The 24,796-nt window shown below is 48.2% G+C and carries 22 protein-coding genes and 1 pseudogene; 12 read left to right on the top strand and 11 right to left on the bottom strand.

Annotated features, from left to right (window positions below):
• Window positions 1-92: 92 nt before the first annotated feature.
• The 5 genes from rd to SATMO3_RS22645 all read left to right on the top strand — a co-directional run bounded on the left by rd (window position 93) and on the right by SATMO3_RS22645 (window position 2,544).
• Window positions 93-251 (top strand): rubredoxin, encoded by a 159-nt coding sequence (rd, locus tag SATMO3_RS22665; RefSeq protein ID WP_371372033.1) that lies wholly within the window; start codon window positions 93-95, stop codon window positions 249-251.
• A 292-nt stretch (window positions 252-543) separates the two neighbouring features.
• Window positions 544-708: a hypothetical protein gene (locus SATMO3_RS22660; RefSeq protein ID WP_371372032.1), complete on the top strand. Its 165-nt coding sequence runs from the start codon at window positions 544-546 to the stop codon at window positions 706-708.
• Window positions 709-718: 10 nt separating this feature from the next.
• Window positions 719-1,105, top strand: a complete 387-nt coding sequence (locus SATMO3_RS22655; RefSeq protein WP_371372031.1) for a hypothetical protein — start codon at window positions 719-721, stop codon at window positions 1,103-1,105.
• Window positions 1,106-1,148: 43 nt separating this feature from the next.
• Window positions 1,149-1,829 (top strand): DUF3794 domain-containing protein, encoded by a 681-nt coding sequence (locus tag SATMO3_RS22650; protein ID WP_371372030.1) that lies wholly within the window; start codon window positions 1,149-1,151, stop codon window positions 1,827-1,829.
• A 67-nt stretch (window positions 1,830-1,896) separates the two neighbouring features.
• Window positions 1,897-2,544, top strand: coding sequence for a DUF3794 domain-containing protein (locus SATMO3_RS22645; RefSeq protein ID WP_371372029.1), 648 nt, complete (start codon window positions 1,897-1,899; stop codon window positions 2,542-2,544).
• A gap of 404 nt (window positions 2,545-2,948) precedes the next feature.
• On the opposite strand, the gene SATMO3_RS22640 is transcribed toward SATMO3_RS22645, so the two are convergent.
• The 3 genes from SATMO3_RS22640 to SATMO3_RS22630 are packed head-to-tail and all read right to left on the bottom strand — an operon-like array spanning window position 2,949 to window position 4,709.
• Complete coding sequence (locus SATMO3_RS22640) at window positions 2,949-3,470, bottom strand: DUF3794 domain-containing protein (protein ID WP_371372028.1); 522 nt, start codon at window positions 3,468-3,470, stop codon at window positions 2,949-2,951.
• A 23-nt stretch (window positions 3,471-3,493) separates the two neighbouring features.
• A complete protein-coding gene (locus SATMO3_RS22635) occupies window positions 3,494-4,123 on the bottom strand; it encodes a DUF3794 domain-containing protein (protein WP_371372027.1) in 630 nt (209 codons plus the stop codon).
• Window positions 4,124-4,139: 16 nt separating this feature from the next.
• Window positions 4,140-4,709 (bottom strand): DUF3794 domain-containing protein, encoded by a 570-nt coding sequence (locus tag SATMO3_RS22630; protein ID WP_371372026.1) that lies wholly within the window; start codon window positions 4,707-4,709, stop codon window positions 4,140-4,142.
• Between the two features lie 429 nt (window positions 4,710-5,138).
• Here SATMO3_RS22630 and SATMO3_RS22625 point away from each other — a divergent pair, with 429 nt between their 5' ends.
• Complete coding sequence (locus SATMO3_RS22625) at window positions 5,139-5,633, top strand: DUF3794 domain-containing protein (protein WP_371372025.1); 495 nt, start codon at window positions 5,139-5,141, stop codon at window positions 5,631-5,633.
• 268 nt (window positions 5,634-5,901) lie between these two features.
• On the opposite strand, the pseudogene SATMO3_RS22620 reads toward SATMO3_RS22625, so the two are convergent.
• The 3 genes and pseudogenes from SATMO3_RS22620 to SATMO3_RS22610 all read right to left on the bottom strand — a co-directional run.
• Window positions 5,902-6,366, bottom strand: a pseudogene (locus SATMO3_RS22620) (exosporium glycoprotein BclB-related protein); the annotation flags it as partial.
• A gap of 11 nt (window positions 6,367-6,377) precedes the next feature.
• Window positions 6,378-8,312, bottom strand: coding sequence for a hypothetical protein (locus SATMO3_RS22615; RefSeq protein WP_371372024.1), 1,935 nt, complete (start codon window positions 8,310-8,312; stop codon window positions 6,378-6,380).
• Between the two features lie 566 nt (window positions 8,313-8,878).
• A complete protein-coding gene (locus SATMO3_RS22610) occupies window positions 8,879-10,009 on the bottom strand; it encodes a glycosyltransferase (protein ID WP_371372023.1) in 1,131 nt (376 codons plus the stop codon).
• 322 nt (window positions 10,010-10,331) lie between these two features.
• Between SATMO3_RS22610 and gmd the strand changes: the two genes are divergently transcribed.
• Together gmd and SATMO3_RS22600 are read left to right on the top strand one after the other, a co-directional pair.
• Entirely contained in the window at window positions 10,332-11,303 is a 972-nt protein-coding gene (gene gmd / locus SATMO3_RS22605; protein ID WP_371372022.1) for a GDP-mannose 4,6-dehydratase, read from the top strand.
• A 20-nt stretch (window positions 11,304-11,323) separates the two neighbouring features.
• A complete protein-coding gene (locus tag SATMO3_RS22600; protein ID WP_371372021.1) occupies window positions 11,324-12,088 on the top strand; it encodes a hypothetical protein in 765 nt (254 codons plus the stop codon).
• A 720-nt stretch (window positions 12,089-12,808) separates the two neighbouring features.
• Here SATMO3_RS22600 and SATMO3_RS22595 read toward each other — a convergent pair.
• The 4 genes from SATMO3_RS22595 to SATMO3_RS22580 all read right to left on the bottom strand — a co-directional run bounded on the left by SATMO3_RS22595 (window position 12,809) and on the right by SATMO3_RS22580 (window position 18,997).
• The gene (locus SATMO3_RS22595; protein ID WP_371372020.1) at window positions 12,809-15,343 is read right to left on the bottom strand and encodes a hypothetical protein; all 2,535 of its coding nucleotides are present in this window, start codon (window positions 15,341-15,343) and stop codon (window positions 12,809-12,811) included.
• Window positions 15,344-15,652: 309 nt separating this feature from the next.
• Entirely contained in the window at window positions 15,653-17,026 is a 1,374-nt protein-coding gene (locus tag SATMO3_RS22590; protein ID WP_371372019.1) for a hypothetical protein, read from the bottom strand.
• A gap of 220 nt (window positions 17,027-17,246) precedes the next feature.
• Window positions 17,247-17,723 carry an exosporium glycoprotein BclB-related protein gene (locus tag SATMO3_RS22585; RefSeq protein ID WP_371381772.1) on the bottom strand — a complete coding sequence of 159 codons (477 nt, stop codon included), beginning with the start codon at window positions 17,721-17,723 and terminating at the stop codon, window positions 17,247-17,249.
• 35 nt (window positions 17,724-17,758) lie between these two features.
• Complete coding sequence (locus tag SATMO3_RS22580) at window positions 17,759-18,997, bottom strand: hypothetical protein (RefSeq protein ID WP_371381832.1); 1,239 nt, start codon at window positions 18,995-18,997, stop codon at window positions 17,759-17,761.
• A gap of 542 nt (window positions 18,998-19,539) precedes the next feature.
• On the opposite strand from SATMO3_RS22580, the gene SATMO3_RS22575 reads away from it, so the two are divergent.
• Window positions 19,540-20,481 (top strand): GDP-L-fucose synthase family protein, encoded by a 942-nt coding sequence (locus tag SATMO3_RS22575; RefSeq protein ID WP_371372018.1) that lies wholly within the window; start codon window positions 19,540-19,542, stop codon window positions 20,479-20,481.
• A 111-nt stretch (window positions 20,482-20,592) separates the two neighbouring features.
• On the opposite strand, the gene SATMO3_RS22570 is transcribed toward SATMO3_RS22575, so the two are convergent.
• On the bottom strand, window positions 20,593-20,886 hold the full coding sequence (locus tag SATMO3_RS22570; RefSeq protein ID WP_371372017.1) for a hypothetical protein: 294 nt from the start codon (window positions 20,884-20,886) through the stop codon (window positions 20,593-20,595).
• Between the two features lie 343 nt (window positions 20,887-21,229).
• Between SATMO3_RS22570 and SATMO3_RS22565 the strand changes: the two genes are divergently transcribed.
• From SATMO3_RS22565 to SATMO3_RS22555, 3 genes are all read left to right on the top strand, one after another.
• Window positions 21,230-22,066 (top strand): hypothetical protein, encoded by an 837-nt coding sequence (locus SATMO3_RS22565; RefSeq protein ID WP_371372016.1) that lies wholly within the window; start codon window positions 21,230-21,232, stop codon window positions 22,064-22,066.
• 5 nt (window positions 22,067-22,071) lie between these two features.
• Window positions 22,072-23,643, top strand: a complete 1,572-nt coding sequence (locus SATMO3_RS22560) for a hypothetical protein (RefSeq protein ID WP_371372015.1) — start codon at window positions 22,072-22,074, stop codon at window positions 23,641-23,643.
• Window positions 23,644-23,739: 96 nt separating this feature from the next.
• Window positions 23,740-24,780, top strand: coding sequence for an STELLO glycosyltransferase family protein (locus SATMO3_RS22555; protein WP_371372014.1), 1,041 nt, complete (start codon window positions 23,740-23,742; stop codon window positions 24,778-24,780).
• Window positions 24,781-24,796: the final 16 nt, after the last annotated feature.

Here is a 24,796-nt window from a genome sequence, read left to right as displayed (position 1 = left end):
TGGTAATCCTAATTGTGTTTGTATTTGCATTTTCATTCCAATAATAGTAAAATATAGACAAGCATTTTATTATCAAAGAGGAGTGGTTTTCAGTGGACAAATATAAGTGCATGGTCTGTGGTTATGAGTATGATCCTGAGCAGGGCGATATGGATCACGGCGTTAAACCGGGAACCGCATTTCCCGACGTACCTGAAGACTGGCAGTGTCCGGTTTGCGGTGTAGGTAAAGACCAGTTCGAGAAAATTTAATTTTTATCCGACTACTAAGTCGCTGGATAAGGGCCACTAACCTTCAGCTGGGGTAAAATCCTACTTGAAGCTAAGTCTACTTTATAGAAAGATCGCTTCTGCTTGGCGGATTGCCAAGAGAAAGCGATCTTTTTTTATGTCAAGAGGAACCTTTATTTAATTATATTAATATTATGTAATGTGAGACGGGATTTTTAGTACAGGAGGTAATTTATGTACCGGTGTATAAAATGCCAGCCGAAATGCCACGAAACGAAATGCCACGAAACGAAATGCCACGAAACGAAATGCCATGAAACGAAATGCCATGAAACGAAATGCCACGAAACGAAATGCCACGAAAAGCATGATGACTGCGACTGTGACAAACATAAAAAATGTAATAAGCATGATGAACATCATGAGCATCATGACCACCATCACCAGTGTAAGTGCTCTGAATGCGGCAGATGCTTAAGATGTCATGAATGTGGCAGATGCTTAAAGTGCTGTATATGTGGCCGCTGTATCCATTGCTGCACTGGGAGATAACTGCACATCAACTGCAAGGTTTAGCCGGGTATTTCGTAATGCTCGGCTTTTTTATCCTGATAGAAAGTATAGCTTTCGCCTGTATAAGGGCAACATCGGTTTTTGCTTACGCCATGACTTGGCGTACACCGGTTTCTTTACGCTATCAGAAATATATTCGCTTTGTAATAATATGTAAGAACGACTGGGATTTGTGCCGAGCTCTAAGGATGCGCGCACCAGCCCTAGCCGTTCTTCATTATTTACAAAACATAAGATTTTTAATTAATTGCTTGCGCTTGAGTGGCACAAATCTTTCTGCAGCCATAAACTATAGTGATTAAGAGATATAAGACACCTTTTAAAAAAATAAGGAGGAAACATATAATGAAACCTTGTTTTGCCGAAGTGTCAGGGATTACACCGGCTGCACACTTTCCTAAATGTCCGCATGGTCATCCCTTTACTCAACTTTGTGAAATCGATAAATTATGCATACCCTGTCCTAATCCGAGTATCCGCGACGTACTGGAGGTGTGTGTAGAAGTAGTAATTTGTTCAACGAAGGAAATCGGTACGCCGGTAGGGAGAAAACTGGTCATTGAGGGAAGAAAACAGATAAAAATCAATTTTTCTACTGAAGATAAGTGCCATTCGGTCCATATAGCCCATTTTGAGATTCCTTTCTGCGCATTCATTCTTTTGGGAGACAGCAAACGGGAAATCAAGAAAGTCTGTACAGCAGTTGAGCATGTGTCTGTACAATGCCTGGACAGCAGGTGCCTGACTGTTACCAGCATCATTTTTATTTGCCCGGAATTTAAGAAACAACATGATGACTGCCCCTGTCCGCCTGACGATCATGATGATAACTGCCACTGTGCTTGCAATGATCCGTGTTCATCATCGAAACATCATAACAGTAATTGTGATCACCCTTTCTCCCATAGCAGTTGGTCCGATTGCTGTCAGCCGACCTGGAAGAAATACCAATCCGGGTCTTTGTGCCCTGGTTGTGGCCTGCCGCAGCCAATCAGAGCAGATCAACGACACTATTATGGAAAATAATGAATGTGCCTGATAAGAGGCGAATTCAAATGTTTTAAAAATTTGTGGATAAGGAGGAGATGAGAATATGGGACGCACATGTACTCAAATATTCATTGATGGCAGTCTCACCATTCCCGGCAATAAACCTGATATTAAATCAATACTTCGCGTTACAGCAACACCAGCCATTCAAAAAACTGTATCTATCCGCAGACATGTTATCTTTATAGGTTGTGTACGTATTTGCATGGAGTATGTGGCATGTGTTCCAGATGGTACACACCCCATTCATTTTGTTTCATTTGTTGTGCCCTTCCGCGGCTTGCTTTGTAACCGCCGCGCACGCTCCAGCCGGGAAGCCTGCATGAAAACGCAGTTGTTATTTCAGGAGTTTCAGGTAATTGATCCCAGGACAATAGAAAAAATGATCGCTATACAACTGCATATACGTAAGTTTTCCCGTGTTGGCAAACATATGCTGGCTTGTAGCAGTCAACCCTGCCACATAATTGCAGATAAACCTGATAAACTTATCAGCTCACCGGTTTCGCACGAGTGTAGCGACGAAATGCATCATCACAATTGTAAAGCTGACTCTCAGCAACATAGTGATAAGGATAATCAGCATCAAAATAGTTTTAGCAGCAAAGCTTATTATCCTACCGGTCAAGATAACCTTAATCAACACAGTGACTTTTATTTGCCAATGTCTGTACGGCCATTTACGCAGTAACGGAATAATAAGCGTAAAGAAACATCTATTCAGTTTCCTGGTATCATTATAGACTGGCGGCAGCATAAATAAAACGGATAGCGAATGCGCTTATCCGTTTTTTGTATTGTAAGGCAGTCGTGACGTTAGAAAGAAACCTATAATTTTTCCCAAAGATCGGTATTAAAAAAATGCTAATTTTTCAGCGCCCTGGCTTGTCCATTAAATACAGCGATTAATAAAAAAGGACAACGATAATGCAGTTAAAAGTGATTAAAAGTATGTGCTGCTATAAAACGTTAATTGTTTGGCCGAATTGTGAATATCGGCCAAACAATTTTAGCTATATTGCAATCCGGGCATACTGTGAGCAGTACAGAACCTTCCAGAGCACCGCCAACAAATAGCGGGCAAGATTACCGGGTTCAAACAGGAATGGCCTGAATAAATAATGTTACATTTTTAAATATTTCCCGGCAATTAAAGGGTATTGCAAATACGTCTTCGACACAGGTTTCTACGCAAAATTGTTGACTTAAAGACGTATCACACGCTAAAACAATAAATGCTGAGAACGGGACTTCAAAATGCGCAAAATGAACCGGCTGGTCGCACCGTGCCGCTGTATAAACAACTTTTTGCTTTAATACCCCTTCAACAACCAGTTTTTTACCAGTCAGTCTGAGACCTTCCCGGTTTATAACGGGACTGCCGCATTTCCCGGCCGGTGTTTTTACAACTTTAACAGAATTAATTTGCACATCAACAAAGACCTTATCTACACTGGCTATATCCGGTTTGGAACAAGGCAGCTGAAATATTTCCGGTATGGATATTTGCGTCCATTGACCAAGATCACATTTATTCAGACCAATCGCAAACTCATCTGGATCGCACAAGCCTACTACTTCAACCGCGGTTGCCCCAACGCATTGACATGTTTTCATGCCTGCTATTCCTCCTTAGTATTCTATTTGCAAATCTCGGGACAAATAATGGGCAATGCCCGGATCACTAATGTTACATTCTTAAATATTTTTCTCGGGGTAATATCGCTGACAAAAATATCTTCAATACAGACGTCGATTTTGAATTTTCGCGTTCGTGGATCTTTAGGCGACAGTACAATGAATGCCGAGAACGGCACGTCAAAATGTACGGAATGTACACTTTGTTCGTCTACTGCGGCAGCATAGACAATTTTTTGCTGCAATACTCCCTCAATGATCAGTTTTTTCCCTGTTAGATCGGTGCATTCCTCATTGGTAAAAGTCATACCCTCATCGCCCGGTGTGCGTACTATTTGCTGAGAAATAATTTCCACCACAGCAGAAATACTTACCAATTGTTCAATATCCGGTTTTTGACTAGGAATGCATAGAACTTCCGGTACAAATATCTGTGTCCATCTTCTGATATCCCCGCAATCCAGAAAGTTTTCCAGTTGCTCGCGGGGACAAATTCCGTTGATGATTAGTAAATGATCTTTCATTTCACATTCACAGGGCGACGGCCTTTCGAACTTTCCGGACATAGTACATTCAACATTGCCTATTGTCGCTTTACATTCTTTTTGACAGTTAGTATTGCAAAAACTCATGTTCCTTCCTCCTTATTTATATATCCTTATTTGGCGAACACATATTCCCGCAGTCATTGTTGGTAGTTGGCACAGCCTGTAAGAATAACAATACATTTTTAAATATCCGTCTTTTACTGATTTCCTGGATAAATACATCTTCCACACAGGCGTCGACCTGGAAATTAACAAATAAGGAATCTATTTTTCTTGTACAGCAATTGCATTCTTCTACTATCTTCACGTGTTTAGGGATAACAATATAAGCGGAAAATGGCACTGCAAAATGAGCGGAATGCACGGGCTGGTTGCAGAAATCGGCTGTATAGGTGATTGTCTGACACAGCTCTCCTTCGACAATAAGTTTGCGTCCTGTCAATAAATGGCCTTCAAAGTTTGGTGATTTATCTGTATTCGGGGTTACCACCACTTTGGTTCTAATGATTCTTACTACAACGTTTACAGAATTGATTTGTTCGATATCAGGTTTTTCTTTAGGGAGAATTAGATTTTCGGGAATCGATATTTCCGTCCAACTGTCATTGTCATGTAATTCAAGTTTGCAAACATCGCAGATTCCGGCAATGTTGATTAACTTGTTATTCATTTGTATTCCTCCTTGTTTTTTGGCTGGATTTAAGCTGTAAAAAAATAGCCTGATAAAGCAAACTTAACTCCAAGTGGTTGTAGACCCACCTGAAGCTGTATCGTCCAACTACAGGGTTGCGCTTTGTTAGACTTTCGCTTTACGAGCCGAGAGTCGCAGGCGGTTTCGTTGTCAGATCAAAACTGTTTTCCTAACGTATTATATGTCGCGCATTCTGCAGTGGTTCCAGATAATTGTGACATAACACTAGGCCTGAATTAATTTTTGCCATGGAAAATCAGCCGTTACAACTAATATCTGAAGACATAATTATTTGAACTAACAGACTGGCTACAATAGAGGCTTTCCCTCTAAGTAACACAATTTCATTAGAAGCCATAAACTACTAGTAAATATTAGCGATAACCAATAGAAGAAGGAGGAATAATCATGAGTCGGTGCCACCATCGTAAAAATCCGCAGCTTATGATAAAGGATACGTTAATAATACCCGCGGAGAAGCCCGATATTGAGTTTATATTGCGCATTTCATCCAGGCCAACAGTTGATAAAGTTGTAGTTACAAACAGAAGAATAGATTTTTCCGGTCAGATACTTATAGGTGTCGAATATGTGGCATATGCATCAGACGGAACGCAGCCAATCCATTTTGTTTCCTTTGAGCTACCCTTTGAGGGCGTGCTTAACAAACGCTTTGCCCGTACAGACATGACTGCAGAGATGAAGGCTACAGCGGAATTCTGTCAATTCCAGAATACTAGTCCGCGTGATATGAGAATAGCAATAAATGTCAAGGCATATATTGTAAAGATCACACGGGCCTATAAACCTTTGTTCCCACCTGGATATAACTCTGCAATCAATTTACATTATAATCAGTTTCAGGAAGTTCCGCTAAGCCTGCTGAATCAGCCAAGGCCGTAATTTTTTAGAATTTAAATAGCTGAGAAATAAAAAACAACAAGCCTTTGGCTCCTTAATATGCTCCCTTTGTGGTGGTCAGTTAAAACTGTTCACCACAAAGGGAGCATATTTTAATGGGGGAGAAATTCGGTTTCATACAAGGAACGTTACAAGAGAAGAGTGGTTCGTGCAAAAGCCTGCAGGAGCAGAAACTTTAGTTATTCTGATAATATAAATAAAGGAACTGATATCGTTTGGACGATATCAGTTCCTTTGTCGATGTGTTCAGTTAGGCGATAGTCAGACCAGCACTTGCGTAGCCGGCAATGGTGGAAGCAACATCAAGACCGGCAGTAACTGTTGAACTAAATACTAAGAGCAATCGCGTTCCGGCGGTAACTGGTATTGATAAACCTGTTGTAAGACCGCTACTAATAGTACCAATGGCGAGGGTACCTGTGAACGCAGGAGCTAATGTTACTACGGCGCCTGGTACGGCAGTGAAAGAATTACTAGTCGCTGGAGCGGAGAATAGCTGGGCTGTGATGGTCACGGTTGACCCTATTAGACTTAACGCTGCTGTTGTACTGAAGAATGCTGCCATGGAAGTAATCGTACCAGCACGTGGTACTGAGAAGGCTTCATTAATCAAAATGCCAGGACCACCAGTGAGATCAATGACTCCTCCTGTAATAACTATACCTGTAGCTGCAGTACCAAAACCGATTAAGCTGCTAGTATTTAATAATCCACCTAGAACTGTAGTTAATACGGACGGAGTTCCGGAAGCAAACGGAACGACAGCGCCTGATCCAGTAGCGCCAGTAGCCCCAGTAGAGCCAGTGGCCCCGGTAGCGCCGGTAGCGCCAGGATCGCCAGGATCGCCATCGTCGCCATCGTCGCCAGTAGCGCCAGTGGCCCCAGTAGCGCCGGTAGCCCCAGTTTCACCAGTAGCGCCGGTAGCCCCAGTTTCACCAGTGGCGCCGGTAGCGCCAGTTTCACCAGTAGCGCCGGTAGCACCAGTTTCACCAGTAGCGCCGGTAGCGCCAGTTTCACCAGTAGCGCCGGTAGCACCAGTTTCACCAGTAGCGCCGGTAGCACCAGTTTCACCAGTAGCGCCGGTAGCGCCAGTTTCACCAGTAGCGCCGGTAGCACCAGTTTCACCAGTAGCGCCGGTAGCGCCAGTTTCACCAGTAGCGCCGGTAGCACCAGTTTCACCAGTAGCGCCTGTAGCGCCGGTTTCGCCTGTGTGTCCAGTAGCGCCGGTAGCGCCAGTTTCACCAGTAGCGCCTGTAGCGCCGGTTTCGCCTGTGTGTCCAGTAGCGCCGGTAGCGCCAGTTTCACCAGTAGCGCCAGTTTCACCAGTAGCGCCTGTAGCGCCGGTTTCGCCTGTGTGTCCAGTAGCGCCGGTAGCCCCAGTTTCACCAGTGGCGCCGGTAGCGCCAGTAGCGCCGGTTTCGCCTGTGTGTCCGGTAGCGCCAGTAGCGCCAGTAGCCCCAGTTTCACCAGTGGCGCCGGTAGCGCCAGTAGCGCCGGTTTCGCCGGTGTGTCCAGTAGCACCGGTAGCCCCAGTTTCACCAGTGGCGCCGGTAGCGCCAGTAGCGCCTGATCCAGTAGCGCCAGTAGCGCCAGTAGCGCCGGTAGCGCCAGTAGCGCCGGTAGCGGCGGTAGCGCCGGTAGCGCCAGTAGCGCCAGTAGCGCCGGTAGCGCCGGTAGCGCCGGTAGCGCCAGTAGCGGCGGTAGCTCCAGTAGCGCCGGTAGCGCCGGTAGCGCCAGTAGCGCCAGTAGCGCCGGTAGCGCCGGTTTCGCCTGTGTGTCCAGTAGCGCCAGTAGCGCCGGTTTCACCAGTGGCGCCGGTAGCGCCAGTAGCGCCGGTTTCGCCTGTGTGTCCGGTAGCGCCGGTAGCGCCGGTTTCACCTGTGGCGCCGGTAGCGCCAGTAGCGCCGGTTTCGCCTGTGTGTCCAGTAGCGCCGGTAGCGCCAGTAGCGCCGGTTTCACCAGTGGCGCCGGTAGCGCCGGTAGCGCCGGTAGCGCCGGTAGCGCCGGTAGCGCCGGTAGCGCCGGTAGCGCCGGTAGCGCCGGTAGCGCCGGTTTCGCCTGTGTGTCCAGTAGCGCCGGTAGCGCCGGTTTCACCAGTGGCGCCGGTAGCGCCGGTTTCGCCTGTGTGTCCAGTAGCGCCGGTAGCACCGGTTTCACCAGTGGCGCCGGTAGCGCCGGTAGCGCCGGTTTCGCCTGTGTGTCCAGTAGCGCCGGTAGCGCCGGTTTCACCAGTGGCGCCGGTTTCGCCTGTGTGTCCAGTAGCGCCGGTAGCACCGGTTTCACCAGTGGCGCCGGTAGCGCCAGTAGCGCCGGTTTCACCAGTAGCGCCGGTTTCACCAGTAGCGCCGGTTTCACCAGTAGCACCTGTAGCGCCGGTAGCAGCAGTAGCACCAGTAGCACCGGTAGCGCCAGTAGCGCCGGTAGCGCCGGTAGCGCCGGTAGCGCCGGTAGCACCAGTAGCGCCAGTAGCGCCGGTAGCACCAGTAGCGCCAGTAGCGCCGGTAGCACCAGTAGCACCAGTAGCGCTGGTAGCACCAGTAGCGCCGGTAGCGCCAGTAGCGCCGGTAGCGCCGGTAGCGCCAGTAGCGCCAGTAGCAGCGGTAGCGCCGGTAGCACCAGTAGCACCAGTTTCACCAGTAGCGCCAGTAGCGCCAGTTTCACCAGTAGCCCCGGTGGCCCCGGTAGCTCCTGCCGCTGGTGGACATATTACTATTGGAGGGCATTCACATTTGTGTTTGCAATGATCATCTGAGTGGCAATTATCTTTTGAGTGACAATTATCTTTTGAGTGGCAATTATCTTTTGAGTGGCAATTATCTTTTGAGTGGCAATTATCTTTCGAGTGACAATTATCTTTCGAGTGACAATTATCACATGCGTGGCAATTATCACATAAGTGGCAATTATCATCGAAATGAAAATGACTACCGTGACGAGGTGTTTGCCCGTCTTCGGGGGTGTCGGAATTTAATATTTTTGGTTTATCCATAGTATATCCTCCTATTTATTAGTTGGAATTGCGTTACATAATATAATATGGAAAGCAATGTATAAAGGTAACTTGTTTTAGCTACTTAATTTTTAATTTAGCTATATGAAAAACAGACTCATTTTTCTATAATGGCAAAATAATAAGAAACAAAGCAGCAAAGCATTTAGTCTGCCTGGCTCTTTGTTTCTTTCACTTCTTTTCTGTAGCACTATAAGTCAAATAACATTGGAACAAGTTAAGATTTGCTCTCAGGTATTGTTTCGCCAGTCCCCAGTAAATTTTGTAAATATGCACGGTTATGTTGAATCCGCGAATCTTCAGGGAGAAATGTACCGGCTATTTCGTTGTGCTCAAAGGCAAGTCTAATTTGCCCGGCGCGGGAATAACACACGCACAGTTGCAGATGTGGCAGCCAGGTCTGACACGCGTAATTGACCATGCCCCACGAGTCGGCAGGTTTATCAGCTTGCGTTGCTAATCTATACCAGAATATTGCCTGGTCCAGTTGATTATTATTGAGATGATAGAAACCAAGCCGGCAGCAAAATTCAGCTCTGGGGACACTAAATCGAAAAGACATATAGATATATTTAAGCTGGTTCTCAGTATCATTAAGATTGTAAAAACAGTCGGCTAATTTACTGCATGCGCTGATGTTATCCTCAACCCAGCCTTGTTTTGTTGCCAGGAACTGTTGATAGTATTCAATGGCCCGGTTAAACAATCTGTGATCAAGTAATTCGTTGGCAAAATAGTATAAATCACGCGGGGAAAATTTTTCCCCTTTTTGCAATCTCTGTTCATAAATTCGAAGATTCCGGTCAGAATCATGGCTTAGTGGCTGATGCGTAACGGCTATAGCGGAATTCAGACTATTGCCATAAACCTCCAGGTACTCATGAACAGCACCGAGCCATTGAAAGTTCTTTTCCCGTTTAACAAGGCGATTTCTTCTACGCTGGAAAGTGACTTTTCCATATTGGTCAAAGCCCAGATTATACAGCATACTGACAACATCAAAATTGCGACTGAGGGTTGACTTTAATTTTGAAAAGTTTGCCTGATCCTCCGGCAAAAAAACATCATCTGCATCCAGCCATAAGATATATTCTTGCGTTGCCTGACTAAATGCATAATTGCGGGCGGCGGCAAAATCGTTAATCCATTCAAAATCATAAATCTTATCGGTAAATTTGCCGACGATTTCTTTGGTTTTATCGCTGGAACCTGTGTCTACGATTACGATTTCATCGGTAATACCTTCTACTGAACGTAAACAACGCTCAATCGTTTGTTCTTCATTTTTCACAATCATACACAGACTAATAGTAATTGGCGATTGGGAGTTGTCGCTACATTCTGTCATATGTTACCTCCTGAATTTGTATTTGTAATAGGATATTCAGAGAGGATTGCATATGTTAAATTATGATAGTGATGTGTTTAGAGCCAGATGAACAGTACATTTATATAATGAAAGGTTGTACCCAAAGCTGTAATTTGCTTTAGGTACAACCTTTATTTGCGTGGAGGACCAGGATACTGCACCTCACACCGAATGCTGGCATACAATGTTAATGGCCTACTAAAATAGTAAAGCCACTGTGCGGCAAAAGCATAAAGCATAAATTGATACTAACTTATTACGAAAGTAAGTGATTTGGCAAACCTGGACTGGAGGTATCTATGTGAAATCAGCATTGATTACGGGCATTACTGGTCAAGATGGGGCATATTTGGCCAATCTGCTTTTGAATAAGGGATATAAGGTTTATGGTTTGATTGCACGCAGAACATCAGCAGCTATGTGGCGATTACAATTTTTGAGTATTGATAATGAAGTTGAGTTGCTTGACGGTGATTTAACAGATTTGTCCTCATTAGTTAGAGCCATAAAAGCAGCAAAGCCTGTAGAAATATATAATCTAGGTGCGCAAAGCTTTGTCGGCACGTCCTGGCAGCAAACGCTCCTAACGGTGCAATCGGCCGGAGTTGGCGTTTTGCATATATTAGAGGCCATCCGTCTGACAGATCCGGCCATCAGGTTCTATCAGGCTTCCAGCAGTGAGATGTTTGGCTTGACACAGGAACCGATTCAATCGGAAACAACGCCGTTTCATCCCCGCAGTCCATATGGTGTCGCCAAGTTGTTTGGACATTGGATGACAGTAAATTATCGCGATAGTTTTAATATGTTTGCCTGTAGCGGTATCCTTTTTAATCATGAGTCGCCAATTCGCGGGATAGAGTTTGTCACCCGAAAAGTGACAGATGCTGTAGCAAGAATAAAACTAGGAAAACAAAAGGAGTTAAGACTAGGTAATGTAGATGCAAAGCGGGATTGGGGCTTTGCGGGAGACTATGTTGAGGCAATGTGGCTAATGCTTCAGCAGAACAAGCCTGACGATTACGTTGTTGCGACAGGAAGAACGACAACTGTGAGGGACATGTGCAAAAGTGCCTTTGAGTATGTCGGTCTTAATTATGAAGATTTTGTAATCATAGATCCAATGCTGTACCGGCCGACCGAAGTAGATACCTTTCTTGGCAATCCGGCCAAAGCCAAAAAGGTACTTGGCTGGAGAGCGAAGACCAGCCTTAAAGCATTAATTCAAATGATGGTTGATGCAGACCTGATTCGCATAGAAAACGAACAGTAAGGGAGTGTTAACTTAATAGAATGGAATCTACAGAATTTGTAACCATTGCTATTTTAGCAAAGGATAAATCGCATGTTTTGCCTTTATATTTGAGCCTGATAGAGAAACAGACTTATCCGGCTTCTAAAATCAAACTCTATATACGTACAAACAACAATAATGACAATACCGCTACTATCCTTGAACAATGGATCGACAAAGTAAGGGACAGGTATTCTGAAATCCATTACGACACAAGTGATGTAGCGGAACCTGTACAACAGTATAGTCCGCATGACTGGAATCCATTGAAACTCAGTGTGTTAACACGTATACGCCAACAATCTGTCGAATGGGCGAAAGCAAGAGGAACCCATTACTTTGTAGCAGACTGTGATAATTTTATTGTTCCTGAGACAATTGAAAGGCTTCTTAAAACGAATTTGCCGGTCGTTGGACCATTGCTCCGTTTCGCCGATAATCCGGATGCCTTTTATGCTAATTTTCATTTCGTTACCGATGAGAATGGCTATTACAAACACTCTAACTTCTATTTCGATATACTAAACAAGGCAATTAAAGGATTGATTGAGGTAGAAGTAATTCATTGCACCTATTTGGTCCGAAATGAGGTACTGGATCAAATAAGTTACATTGATGGCAGTGCCCGTTATGATTATGTAATGTTTAGTGATAGGTTAAGAAAATTAGGTATTCCTCAGTATATCGACAATCGCTATTATTACGGTAAGCTTACTTTTTGTGATACAGAGGAGCAATTTAAACTAGTAAAAGAGCCGATATAATTTCTATGATAAAGTAGACTTAGCCTCAGGTGGAGGGGGAACCCCATTTGATGATAGTCCCCCTTATCCAGGAATTTAGCCGCCGCCTGTGCTCGTAGGGGTATAACTCCCGCTTGTGGAAGTGGGAGTCTTAGAGCGGGCTAGTCGTCGGATGGAAAGAATACAAAGATAGGAAGTTAAGTAACTTCCTATCTTTTTGCTTTATAATAAAATCTCCCCGAAACATTGGGGAGATTTTATTAATGAATTTGGTATGCTATTCCGATGCAATTTCGAGTGGCGCCTGCATACGCTTTATCTCAAAACGATTCGTATTACCCAAAATAGTTTAGAGGCAGGTTAGTTTAACTAAACTCAACTGAGCGCCGACATTGGGGCTAGTTCGCAAGAAGAACGGTGCTGTACCCGCATTGCGCAGAGTGACTTGATCGCCAGTGTTCAGAGTCAGAATTGCCTGGCCGGCGAGCATGCCTGTCGGTGTTAATGAAGCAATTTGAGTGGAAGGCTGTATGCTGCCGTTAACGGTAATGGCGATAGTCGCTGCTGTTGTAAAGTTGAAGAATGCACCGTATTCGACCAGATAATCTCCAGCAGGTGCAACAACAACGGTAGTAGTAGTCGGATGAGTAATATTAAACTGAGGCCCATCACTGTTAAAGGGGATGTCAGTTCCAGAATTAACAACAACTGAAGGTGCAAGGTAATATACAGAGCCATAGCCTAGGATACATTCACCCGTGGCTCCTGTAGCACCGGTAACGCCAGTAACGCCAGTGGCACCAGTAACGCCAGTGGCACCAGTAACGCCAGTGGCACCAGTAACGCCTGTGGTACCAGTAACGCCTGTAGCACCAGTAACGCCAGTGGCACCAGTAACGCCTGTGGTACCAGTAACGCCTGTAGCACCAGTAACGCCAGTGGCACCGGTAACGCCAGTGGCACCGGTAACGCCAGTGGCACCGGTAACGCCAGTGGCACCGGTAATACCTGTGGCACCGGTAACGCCAGTGGCACCAGTGGCACCAGTTTCACCAGTATGGCCTGTAGCGCCAGTAGCCCCGGTTTCACCAGTATGACCAGTAGCACCAGTAGCCCCGGTTTCACCTGTGGTACCTGTAGAGCCTGTGGCGCCAGTTTCACCAGTATGGCCGGTAGGGCCGGTAGCACCAGTGGCACCGGTTTCACCTGTGGCGCCGGTAGAGCCTGTGGCCCCGGTTTCACCAGTATGGCCGGTAGCACCAGTAGCCCCGGTTTCACCTGTGGTACCTGTAGAGCCTGTGGCGCCAGTTTCACCAGTATGGCCGGTAGGGCCGGTAGCACCAGTGGCCCCGGTTTCACCTGTGGCGCCGGTAGAGCCTGTGGCGCCAGTTTCACCAGTATGGCCGGTAGCACCAGTGGCACCGGTTTCACCTGTGGTACCTGTAGAGCCTGTGGCGCCAGTTTCACCAGTATGACCGGTAGCACCAGTAGTCCCGGTTTCACCGGTAGCACCTGTAGAACCTGTGGCGCCAGTTTCGCCAGTATGACCGGTAGCACCAGTCGCCCCGGTTTCACCGGTAGCACCTGTAGAACCTGTGGCACCAGTTTCACCAGTATGGCCGGTAGCACCAGTGGCCCCGGTTTCACCTGTGGCGCCGGTAGAGCCGGTAGTTCCAGTTTCACCAGTATGGCCAGTAGCACCAGTGGCCCCGGTTTCACCTGTGGCGCCAGTAGAGCCTGTAACGCCTGTGGCCCCAGTTTCGCCAGTATGACCTGTAGAGCCAGTAGCACCTGTTTCACCTGTGGCACCGGTAGAGCCAGTAGCTCCAGTTTCACCAGTATGGCCTGTAGCACCAGTAGCACCTGTTTCACCTGTGGCACCGGTAGAGCCAGTAGCTCCAGTTTCACCAGTATGGCCAGTAGCACCAGTGGCCCCGGTTTCACCTGTGGCGCCAGTAGAGCCTGTAACGCCTGTGGCCCCAGTTTCGCCAGTATGACCTGTAGAGCCAGTAACGCCCGTGGCTCCAGTTTCACCAGTATGGCCGGTAGCACCAGTAGCACCTGTTTCACCTGTGGCACCGGTAGAGCCAGTAGCGCCAGTTTCACCAGTATGGCCGGTAGAGCCTGTGGCGCCAGTTTCACCAGTATGGCCGGTAGCACCAGTGGCCCCGGTTTCACCTGTGGCACCTGTAGAGCCTGTGGCGCCAGTTTCACCAGTATGGCCAGTAGCACCAGTGGCACCGGTTTCACCTGTGGCGCCGGTAGAGCCTGTGGCGCCAGTTTCACCAGTATGGCCGGTAGCACCAGTGGCCCCTGTTTCACCAGTGGCACCGGTTTCACCTGTGGCGCCAGTAGAGCCTGTGGCCCCAGTTTCGCCAGTATGACCTGTAGAGCCAGTAACGCCCGTGGCGCCAGTTTCACCAGTATGGCCTGTAGCACCAGTAGCACCTGTTTCACCTGTGGCACCGGTAGAGCCAGTAGCTCCAGTTTCACCAGTATGGCCAGTAGCACCAGTGGCACCGGTTTCACCTGTGGCGCCGGTAGAGCCTGTGGCGCCAGTTTCACCAGTGGCACCGGTTTCACCTGTGGCTCCAGTTTCACCAGTATGACCAGTAGCGCCAGTAGCCCCGGTTTCACCTGTGGCGCCAGTAGAGCCTGTGGCTCCAGTTTCACCAGTATGGCCGGTAGCACCAGTAGCACCTGTTTCACCTGTGGCGCCGGTAGAGCCGGTAGTTCCAGTTTCACCAGTATGGCCAGTAGCACCAGTGGCACCGGTTTCACCTGTGGTGCCGGTAGCACCAGTGGCTCCTGCTTCACCTGTGGCGCCGGTAGAGCCAGTAGCTCCAGTTTCACCAGTATGGCCAGTAGCACCAGTGGCACCGGTTTCACCTGTGGTGCCGGTAGAGCCTGTGGCTCCAGTTTCACCAGTATGGCCGGTAGCACCAGTGGCCCCTGCTTCACCTGTGGCGCCGGTAGAGCCTGTGGCGCCAGTTTCACCAGTATGACCAGTAGAGCCAGTAGCCCCTGTTTCACCTGTGGCGCCGGTAACGCCAGTAGCTCCAGTTTCGCCAGTATGACCAGTAGCGCCAGTAGCTCCAGTTTCGCCAGTATGACCAGTAGCGCCAGTAGCTCCGGTTTCACCGGTAGCACCGGTAACGCCAGTTTCGCCAGTATGACCGGTAGCACCAGTAGTCCCGGTTTCACCGGTAGCACCGGTAACGCCTGTGGCACCAGTATGACCAGTAGCACCAGTAGCGCCAGTTTCACCTGTGGCACCGGTAGAGCCGGTTACGCCCGTGGCTCCGGTTTCGCCAGTATGGCCGGTAGCACCGGTAACGCCCGTGGCACCAGTAGCGCCAGTTTCACCTGTGGCACCGGTAGAGCCGGTTACGCCCGTGGCTCCGGTTTCGCCAGTATGGCCGGTAGCACCGGTAACGCCCGTGGCACCAGTAGCGCCAGTTTCACCTGTGGCACCGGTAGAGCCGGTTACGCCCGTGGCTCCGGTTTCGCCAGTATGGCCGGTAGCACCGGTAACGCCCGTGGCACCAGTAGCGCCAGTTTCACCGGTGGCACCGGTAGAGCCGGTTACGCCCGTGGCTCCGGTTTCGCCAGTATGGCCGGTAGCACCGGTAACGCCCGTGGCACCAGTAGCACCAGTTTCGCCGGTAGTACCGGTAACGCCTGTGGCACCAGTACCACCAGTTTCGCCGGTAGCACCGGTAACGCCTGTGGCACCAGTGGCGCCTGTTTCACCGGTAGCGCCGGTTTCACCAGTATGGCCCGTGGCACCAGTAGCGCCAGTTTCGCCGGTAGCACCGGTAACGCCTGTGGCACCAGTGGCGCCTGTTTCACCGGTAGCGCCGGTTTCACCAGTATGGCCCGTGGCACCAGTAGCGCCAGTTTCGCCGGTAGCACCGGTAACGCCTGTGGCACCAGTGGCGCCTGTTTCACCGGTAGCGCCGGTTTCACCAGTATGGCCCGTGGCACCAGTAGCGCCAGTTTCGCCGGTAGCACCGGTAACGCCTGTGGCACCAGTGGCGCCTGTTTCACCGGTAGCGCCGGTTTCACCAGTATGGCCCGTGGCACCAGTAGCGCCAGTTTCGCCGGTAGCACCGGTAACGCCTGTGGCACCAGTGGCGCCTGTTTCACCGGTAGCGCCGGTTTCACCAGTATGGCCCGTGGCACCAGTAGCGCCAGTTTCGCCGGTAGCACCGGTAACGCCTGTGGCACCAGTGGCGCCTGTTTCACCGGTAGCGCCGGTTTCACCAGTATGGCCCGTGGCACCAGTAGCGCCAGTTTCGCCGGTAGCACCGGTAACACCTGTGGCACCAGTGGCGCCTGTTTCACCAGTATGGCCTGTGGCACCAGTAGTGCCAGTTTCGCCGGTAGCACCGGTAACGCCTGTGGCACCAGTGGCGCCTGTTTCGCCGGTAGCACCGGTAACACCTGTGGCACCAGTGGCGCCTGTTTCACCGGTAGCGCCGGTTTCACCAGTATGGCCTGTGGCACCAGTAGCGCCAGTTTCGCCGGTAGCACCGGTAACACCTGTGGCGCCGGTAGCGCCAGTTTCACCAGTATGGCCTGTGGCACCAGTAGCGCCAGTTTCGCCGGTAGCACCGGTAACGCCTGTGGCACCAGTGGCGCCTGTTTCACCAGTATGGCCTGTGGCACCAGTAGTGCCAGTTTCGCCGGTAGCACCGGTAACGCCTGTGGCACCAGTGGCGCCTGTTTCGCCGGTAGCACCGGTAACACCTGTGGCACCAGTGGCGCCTGTTTCACCGGTAGCGCCGGTTTCACCAGTATGGCCTGTGGCACCAGTAGCGCCAGTTTCGCCGGTAGCACCGGTAACACCTGTGGCGCCGGTAGCGCCAGTTTCACCAGTATGGCCTGTGGCACCAGTAGCGCCAGTTTCGCCGGTAGCACCGGTAACGCCTGTGGCACCAGTGGCGCCTGTTTCACCCGTGGCACCAGTTTCTGCGACTCTATATAGCAAGGGATCAATATCAATAGAGCCATGGGCAAATGAGCCAATAACGCTAGTTTTTCTTGTAGTTTTTGTTTTTTTAGGTATGGTTAGATTTGATTTCTTTGATCGGTCCATGATGTCCTCCTCCCGTGTGTCGCCCAAGTAAATTTCATATTAAAGTTATCCCAGAGATTGAGACCAAACTATTTTGTATTAGCTGATGGTAACACCTGCGCTTGCATAACCGACAACAGAGGTGGTAACAACATCACCCGCTGTAATTTGTGCAAAGAATACCATTAATAGGCGTGTTCGCTGCGTGACCGGTTCCGGTACTACCAAATTCAGAGCATTTTCGAGAATCGTACCAAGTGAAACTGCACCTGTAAGATCTGGCATTAAGGTTACAAGGGCAGCAGGGATAGGAGTAAATACATTGTTAGGTGGTGGTGATGATCTATATAATTGCGCTGTTACTGTGATTGTAGAATCTGGGAATGACAAATCAATTGCAGTACTGAAATATGCGGTTATTGACGTAATTATCCCGTCACGCGGAACCGAGAATGCGAAGTTCAGGGTTTCACCCGCGCCTGTGCTTGTGATATTTATTGTTCCGCCAGAAGAACTGATATTGTCAATAGAGCTTCCAAATCCAACTAGACCTACAGTAAAGCCTTCAGCGTCAATATTCAGTGTTATAGGAGCGCCTGATGCGAATGGAATTATAGCACCAGCGCCGGTAACGCCGGTAACGCCAGTAGCGCCGGTAGCGCCAGTTTCGCCGGTAGCGCCGCTAACGCCAGTCGCACCCGTAACGCCGGTAGCGCCAGTACTGCCGGTAGCACCAGTAAGGCCAGTCGCGCCAGTAACGCCGGTAGTGCCAGTACTGCCGGTAGCACCAGTAAGGCCAGTCGCGCCAGTAACGCCGGTAGTGCCAGTACTGCCGGTAGCACCAGTAAGGCCAGTCGCGCCAGTAACGCCGGTAGCACCAGTATTGCCGGTAGCACCAGTAAGGCCAGTCGCGCCAGTAACGCCGGTAGTGCCAGTACTGCCGGTAGCACCAGTAAGGCCAGTCGCGCCAGTAACGCCGGTAGCACCAGTACTGCCGGTAGCACCAGTAAGGCCAGTCGAACCAGTATTGCCGGTAGCACCAGTAAGGCCGATAGCGCCAGTACTGCCGGTAGCACCAGTAAGGCCAGTCGCGCCAGTAAGGCCGGTAGCACCAGTATTGCCGGTAGCGCCAGTCGCACCGGTAGCGCCGGTAGCGCCAGTAGCGCCAGTAGCGCCAGTCGCACCAGTAGCGCCGGTAGCACCAGTATTGCCGGTAGCGCCAGTCGCACCAGTAACGCCGGTAGCGCCAGTCGCACCGGTAGCGCCGGTAGCGCCAGTAGCGCCGGTAGCACCAGTATTGCCGGTAGCGCCAGTCGCACCGGTAGCGCCGGTAGCGCCAGTAGCGCCGGTAGCACCAGTATTGCCGGTAGCGCCAGTCGCACCGGTAGCGCCAGTCGCGCCAGTCGCACCAGTAACGCCGGTAGCGCCAGTAACGCCGGTAGCACCAGTATTGCCGGTAGCGCCAGTCGCGCCAGTCGCACCAGTAACGCCGGTAGCGCCAGTAACGCCGGTAGCACCAGTATTGCCGGTAGCGCCAGTCGCGCCAGTCGCACCAGTCGCACCAGTCGCACCAGTCGCACCAGTAGCGCCGGTAGCGCCAGTCGCACCGGTAGCGCCGGTAGCGCCAGTCGCACCAGTAGCGCCGGTAACGCCAGTCCCACCAGTAACGCCGGTAGCGCCAGTAGCGCCGGTAGTGCCGGTAGCCCCCTTTGCTCCCGTAGCACCTTTAGGTGGGCAGCAGCAAGGGGCGCAAGCTCCGCATTCCTTATGTTTATGCTCTTCTTGGGGCAAAGGATGATGATGATGGTGATAATGGCGGGATGATTGGTTTTCCGTGTGTATAATCTCATCGCCTGACGGAGTATCATCTTGGCGATAGTAGTTATGACGGGATGGATGCTTCTTTTTATACACTTGGTCCTCGTCAGGTACAATTATTTTCGCATCTTTGGACTGATCCATAATATTCTCCTTTCTCATGGGGATTAAAGCCATTGCGTATTATCTTATGAGAAGTTACGTATATAGGTTACCTTTTTGATATGCGTATGTTAAACTTTTAGAAGCTTGTTACTAATAAAGTCAAGGACTGATCAGCGTTCAGGATCAGTCCTTTTTTGCATGATTAGAAAATATTCCTTTTCTGACGGCACGCTAGAATGAATAGGCTTTACAGTAGCCTTGTCTTGCCAAAAATGTAGCATGTACCGCAAATCAAAGGAGCCATAGAGTGAAGCCCGTGATACTTTTAGTTACATTCTTAAGACTTCAAGCATATGAGTAAAAGGTAACAAGAGTGTCAGCGAGTCAAGATAGACGAATACCGGATTTACTACTCATGTTTTGGATAAAACCCGTATAAACCATTAGCTGAATGGCCGGAGGGATTCAAATGGAAAAACTAGCGAAAATTTATGTTGCTGGCAGTGGGGGGTTGGTCGGATCCGCGCTTGTGAGAAAGCTGCGCGAAGATAAATATGAAGATATTGTGGAGTTGGCCAGTCACGAAATTGATTTACGAGATTATTCGGCAGTGGAGGCTTTTTTTACAGCGGCAAGACCGGACTATGTTTTTTTAGCTGCGGCCAAAGTGGGCGGTATTTATGCCAACTCTACAAGGCCGGCAGAATTTATTTACGACAATTTATTAATTGAGACCAATGTAATTCATGCAGCGCACAAATGGAATGTGAAGAAGTTATTATTCTTGGGAAGTTCGTGTATATATCCTAAACTTGCTCCTCAGCCGATAAAAGAAGAATACCTGTTAACCGGAGAACTCGAACCAACGAATGAAGCGTATGCAATAGCTAAGATTGCAGGTATAAAGATGTGCCAAGCTTATCGAAAGCAGTATGGATGCAATTTTATCGCCGTGATGCCAACTAATTTATATGGTATTTATGATAATTTCGATTTAACCACATCCCATGTGTTGCCTGCTTTAATCAATAAGTTCCATGATGCAGTTCAAAATAAGCTTGATTCAGTTACTGTATGGGGGAGCGGCAAACCGCGGCGGGAACTTTTGTATGTTGACGATTTAGCCGATGCCTGTGTGTTTTTAATGAACAGCTATAATGAAAGCCCAATCGTAAATATAGGCACAGGCCGGGATATTTCTATTGCCGAATTGGCTGAACTGATTGCGGGTATTACGGGGTTTAGGGGGACTATTGTTTATGATCAAACCAAACCGGATGGTACTCCGGTAAAATTGCTGGATGTCAGTAAGCTGGCGGACATGGGCTGGGCAGCCAAAACCTCTTTACAAGAAGGAATCAAAAAAACATATGAATGGTTTAAAAGCGAAAAGGCTTGTGCCAGGATATAAAGCCAATAAAATAAAGAGAAGATTGCCCGGTTAAAAAGCGGTGGCAGCTTCTCCTTTTTTTATATACGCTTCGTCCAGGGACCAAGCCATGTTTATATTTATACGTAAGAATTAGATGCGAATTAACAGTGTTTGCCCAGACTCCATAAAGACAGGATTAAAATTATTATTGTTGCGCAGGAACTGTACGAGAGCGACTCTGGCACTAATCAACCCCGGCGTATGTCCCGGATCTTCCACAATCATGATGCCATGTTGTTCTATCAGAGGGGCGATTTTTTGCAAAGAGGCTTCCCATTTGGCAAAACCGTTGCAGGTTTGATAGGCAAATTGCCTTTCCAATACTTGGCGCCGTATTGTTGATATTTGCGTAATTGGAGGGTTCTGCGCAAAATACCGGCTCAAAAATTCCTCCCTGCCGGATAATGAATTCAATAAAAGGAAGCCCGATATCGTCCTGTTCACAAGGATAGATAAATATTGTTTTGGTAAGGTCATATTGTTTTAATATCTCGGTATTTTCCGTTGAACAATTAATAAAAGGCCAAATCATATGTGGCCCACTAAGAAACGTGCCAATAGCTACGTGTTCATACTATGTAAAAACAGCACAAACAGTTCTTCAGCGCACGACCTTCACCAACCGCACATATACTTATATTATAATGCCCAAATCGGACTTCCTTGCCGGGACGGTTTTATATGAAGCTGCTGCTTTCCCGTTAAGGTAGAAAAAAGGAGCATATGGATGAGTGACATAAAAGTATTAGTTGGCAAAGAAGGCTGGCTTTTTCTGCAGAATGATACCAATCGTGTCGTGGAACAGAATAATGGCTCACTAAAATTAGCAGTGAGTCAACAGGAGCACTGGCTGAATACTTTAAAGACTAGAGTTGCCTTATTAGGGAGTAAGAATATTAAATATTATTTTCTGATTGCGCCCAATAAAGAAAGCATCTATCCGGAATACTTGCCAGACGATTATGTAATAACTGAAGACCGGCTGGTCTATCAACTGCTGGACGCATGCCGCCCGTATGATTTACCTGTATATTATCCGGTTGATGTCCTGAAGATGTATAAAGAGAAGTATCAGCTCTATCCCTGTGTCAACACTCACTGGAACGGTATAGGCGGCTTTATTGCCTATGATTATTTAATGAATATTGTTAAGAAAGACATTGCTGTCCCTATTTTAAACTGGGATCAAATAATATTTGTGGATGAAGAAACTTCGCAGGATTTGGGAAATAAGCTGAATCCTGCCCAAACATCGATATTTTCCTGGGGAAAAGTCAAACAGCCGCAAGCGCAAATTGCTTATGACAATAGAGTGATTAATTCAGGGCATGTGCAGGTTACGGTTAATCAAGATACCGCTTTACCTACTGCGGCCGTATTTCATGATTCATTTATTGAGTTTTTCCTGCCGTTTCTTATGGAAAGCTTCAGTACAATTCATTTGTTTCATACACCCTCATTGGATTTTGATTTAATTGAGAATATCAAACCGGACGTTGTAATTTCTGAGATGGTTGAACGCTTTTTGCTACAGCCGCCGGTTGATAGTCTTAAAAGAGGTTGATGGTTTTGGCTGGGAAATGTACGATTTTTGAAACTTTTAAGCAAATAATGGATAGCAGCCAAGAGGGAGATGCCAGGGCGCTGGCTGATGAATTACATTCAGGAAATAGAGATATAGTTCAGGTTATCCAGGAATATTTTGCAAAATCTCCTATTGTAGTCAAAAGTATTGATGAAGTTCAGGAGCAGGAGTTACAGAGTCTGGGATTGTGCAGGGAATATATTGCAGCAAATTTTATCGATGACTGGGCACAGGAACAATATATGAGCAGAAGCTCGTTTCAGGCAGAGCGGTATCAGTATATGCTGCCGAAAAAGCAAGGGAGCCCGCCACTTTATAATACCTATGTCTATGCGGCTCTGGAACACGGTGTTTTTAGGGCGCTATGTCCCCTTACCGGACAAATACTGGAAACATCGGCGTCTTTTCCCATATTTATCGAAGAAAAATGGGCTCACATTGTTTTCTACCATTTTAAGGGAAGAGAAAGCTTTTATATCGGTACCGCCGGTTATCCGAGTTTACGGAGTTTTATATATTTGCCCAGGTTTAATCTGGTAATCGTGTCACCGCTGCATTTTGCCCTTGGTTATGCAAGAGACCATGTCTATTTTGCAATTGCCGAGCTATATAGAAAATTTGTTCTGTTTACCGAATTAACAATTGATTATTTAAGTAAGCAATCGCGGCATTTGGCTCTGCTATATGGCTTACAAACCAATTTGGGACACTTTTTAACAAATGAATACAGCGGCTTTCACCGAATTGTTACGACCGGTTTATATCGCAGAGTGAAAACCATATTGATCTATAAAAATAAAAAAATACCATTGGAACAATTGTTTGGCGAATTTGCAGCGGCGGATTTTTTGAGTTGCGACAGCCAAGACCAGTTGTTTGAAACCTGCATGTATCATGGCTTGTTTGTGATTTACCCTTGTGCCTCTCATTTGTCTGCCGAAGCGGCTTTCCGGGTGCAACTTACTGCCGGAAAATATGCTACGGAAAGCCAAAAAAGAATAATCGCCGGATGTACGGCCGATCCCCTGATCTTTATCAATTTACGCAAACATAACAAATCCTGGCAGGAACAGGTTGACGGCATCATCCATTTGGCGCAGGCGCTGAAACAACTCTACCCCGAGGTAGGAATACTTCTGGATGGCCTCAGCGATTGCCGGGAAGACGCCGAGCTTATTAAAAGTACCTTGCAGGATGAGGTTGCTGTTTATAATGGTGTCGATATTTCCTTAATGGACAGTATTTATTGGGCTGGCCGGGCGGATGCTTATCTTTGCGTTATCGGCTCGGGGCTTGTGTTATTAACGTGTATTGCCAATAAACCGGGCATTGTACATTCAGAATATATTCATATGGGGCAGGTTCTTCCCGGAGGTTATTGGAGCGGACTAAGAAATGACATATTTCCGCCTGTCCTGGTTCCCAAGAATGAGATTGCTGTTTTACCGGAAGTCAGTCAGCACCTGCCAGCTATGTATAAAAATTATTCTATGGATTGGCGTTCGTTATATTATCGGCTAATCAAGCTGCTGTATCCGCCGCCTGGTAGAAACTAGCCGGATAAAAGCGCGTGCCCCAGGTTGCGGGATGCTTCTAAGATTCATACCATAAATTACTTTGGTTTATGAATTTCTTAGGGGGCTGAATTGTCTATGCAGAATAAAATAGCAATTGTTGTGACTTCCGTGAGTGAGCCGAATCAGGTGCTAAAGGCTATTGCCAGTGGCGCGACAGAGCACGGCTATGAGTTCATTGTTGTGGGGGACACCAAAAGTCCTGGTCAATTTTCATTAGCCGGCTGTACGTATTATGACGTAGCCGCACAGCTAAAAACAGGTCTTGTTTTTGCTGCCGAATGTCCCACCCGGCATTATTCCAGGAAGAATATCGGCTATCTGCTGGCTATAAGAGATGGGGCGGACGTCATCATTGAAACAGATGATGATAATATGCCGCGCACCAGTTTCTTCTTACCCAGAGCGCGGCAATGTGCGGCTCACAGCTTGTCAAATGGCCAGTGGGTTAATGTTTACCGGTATTTTTGCGATTCACTTATTTGGCCCAGAGGCTTGCCGCTTAATGCCGTGCATGGGCCGCTTCCTGCCTTGGATGCAGAGCTTCTCACGAATGTCGATTGTCCCATTCAGCAGGGGCTGGCTGATGGAAACCCGGACGTAGATGCAATTTACCGGCTGCTTTTGCCGTTACCCCAGTCTTTCCGGCGGGAAAGCGCCGTAGCCTTAGGCAAGAATAGCTGGTGTCCGTTTAACAGTCAAAACACCACCTGGTGGGTGGATGCTTTTCCCCTCCTGTATTTGCCATCATTTTGTTCTTTCCGCATGACTGATATCTGGCGCAGTTTTGTGGCGCAGCGCATTGCCTGGGAAGCCGGCTGGCATATTCTTTTCCATGAGGCCACCGTCTGGCAGGAACGGAACGAGCATGATCTGATGAACGATTTTATCGAAGAAATATCAGGCTATACGCATAACGCCCGTATAGCGGAAACGTTAACGTCTTTGCCGCTTAAACAGGGCCGGGAGCACATTTCAGATAATATGAGAACCTGCTACCAGGCGCTTGTTGACATAGCGGTGGTTGCCCCGGAAGAATTGGGGCTGTTAGACGCCTGGCTTACAGATCTTGAGAATATCGGCTGGTCGGAAAGGAACTGCCGGCCGGGTGTTTCATAAATAAAGGAGGGCGTTT

Origin of the sequence: Sporomusa aerivorans, from assembly GCF_041428895.1 — a bacterium.
In the GTDB taxonomy this organism is placed as follows: Bacteria; Bacillota; Negativicutes; order Sporomusales; family Sporomusaceae; genus Sporomusa; species Sporomusa aerivorans.
The sequence above is the reverse complement of the archived record's forward strand: the minus strand, read 5'-3'. Positions and strand labels throughout refer to the sequence as shown.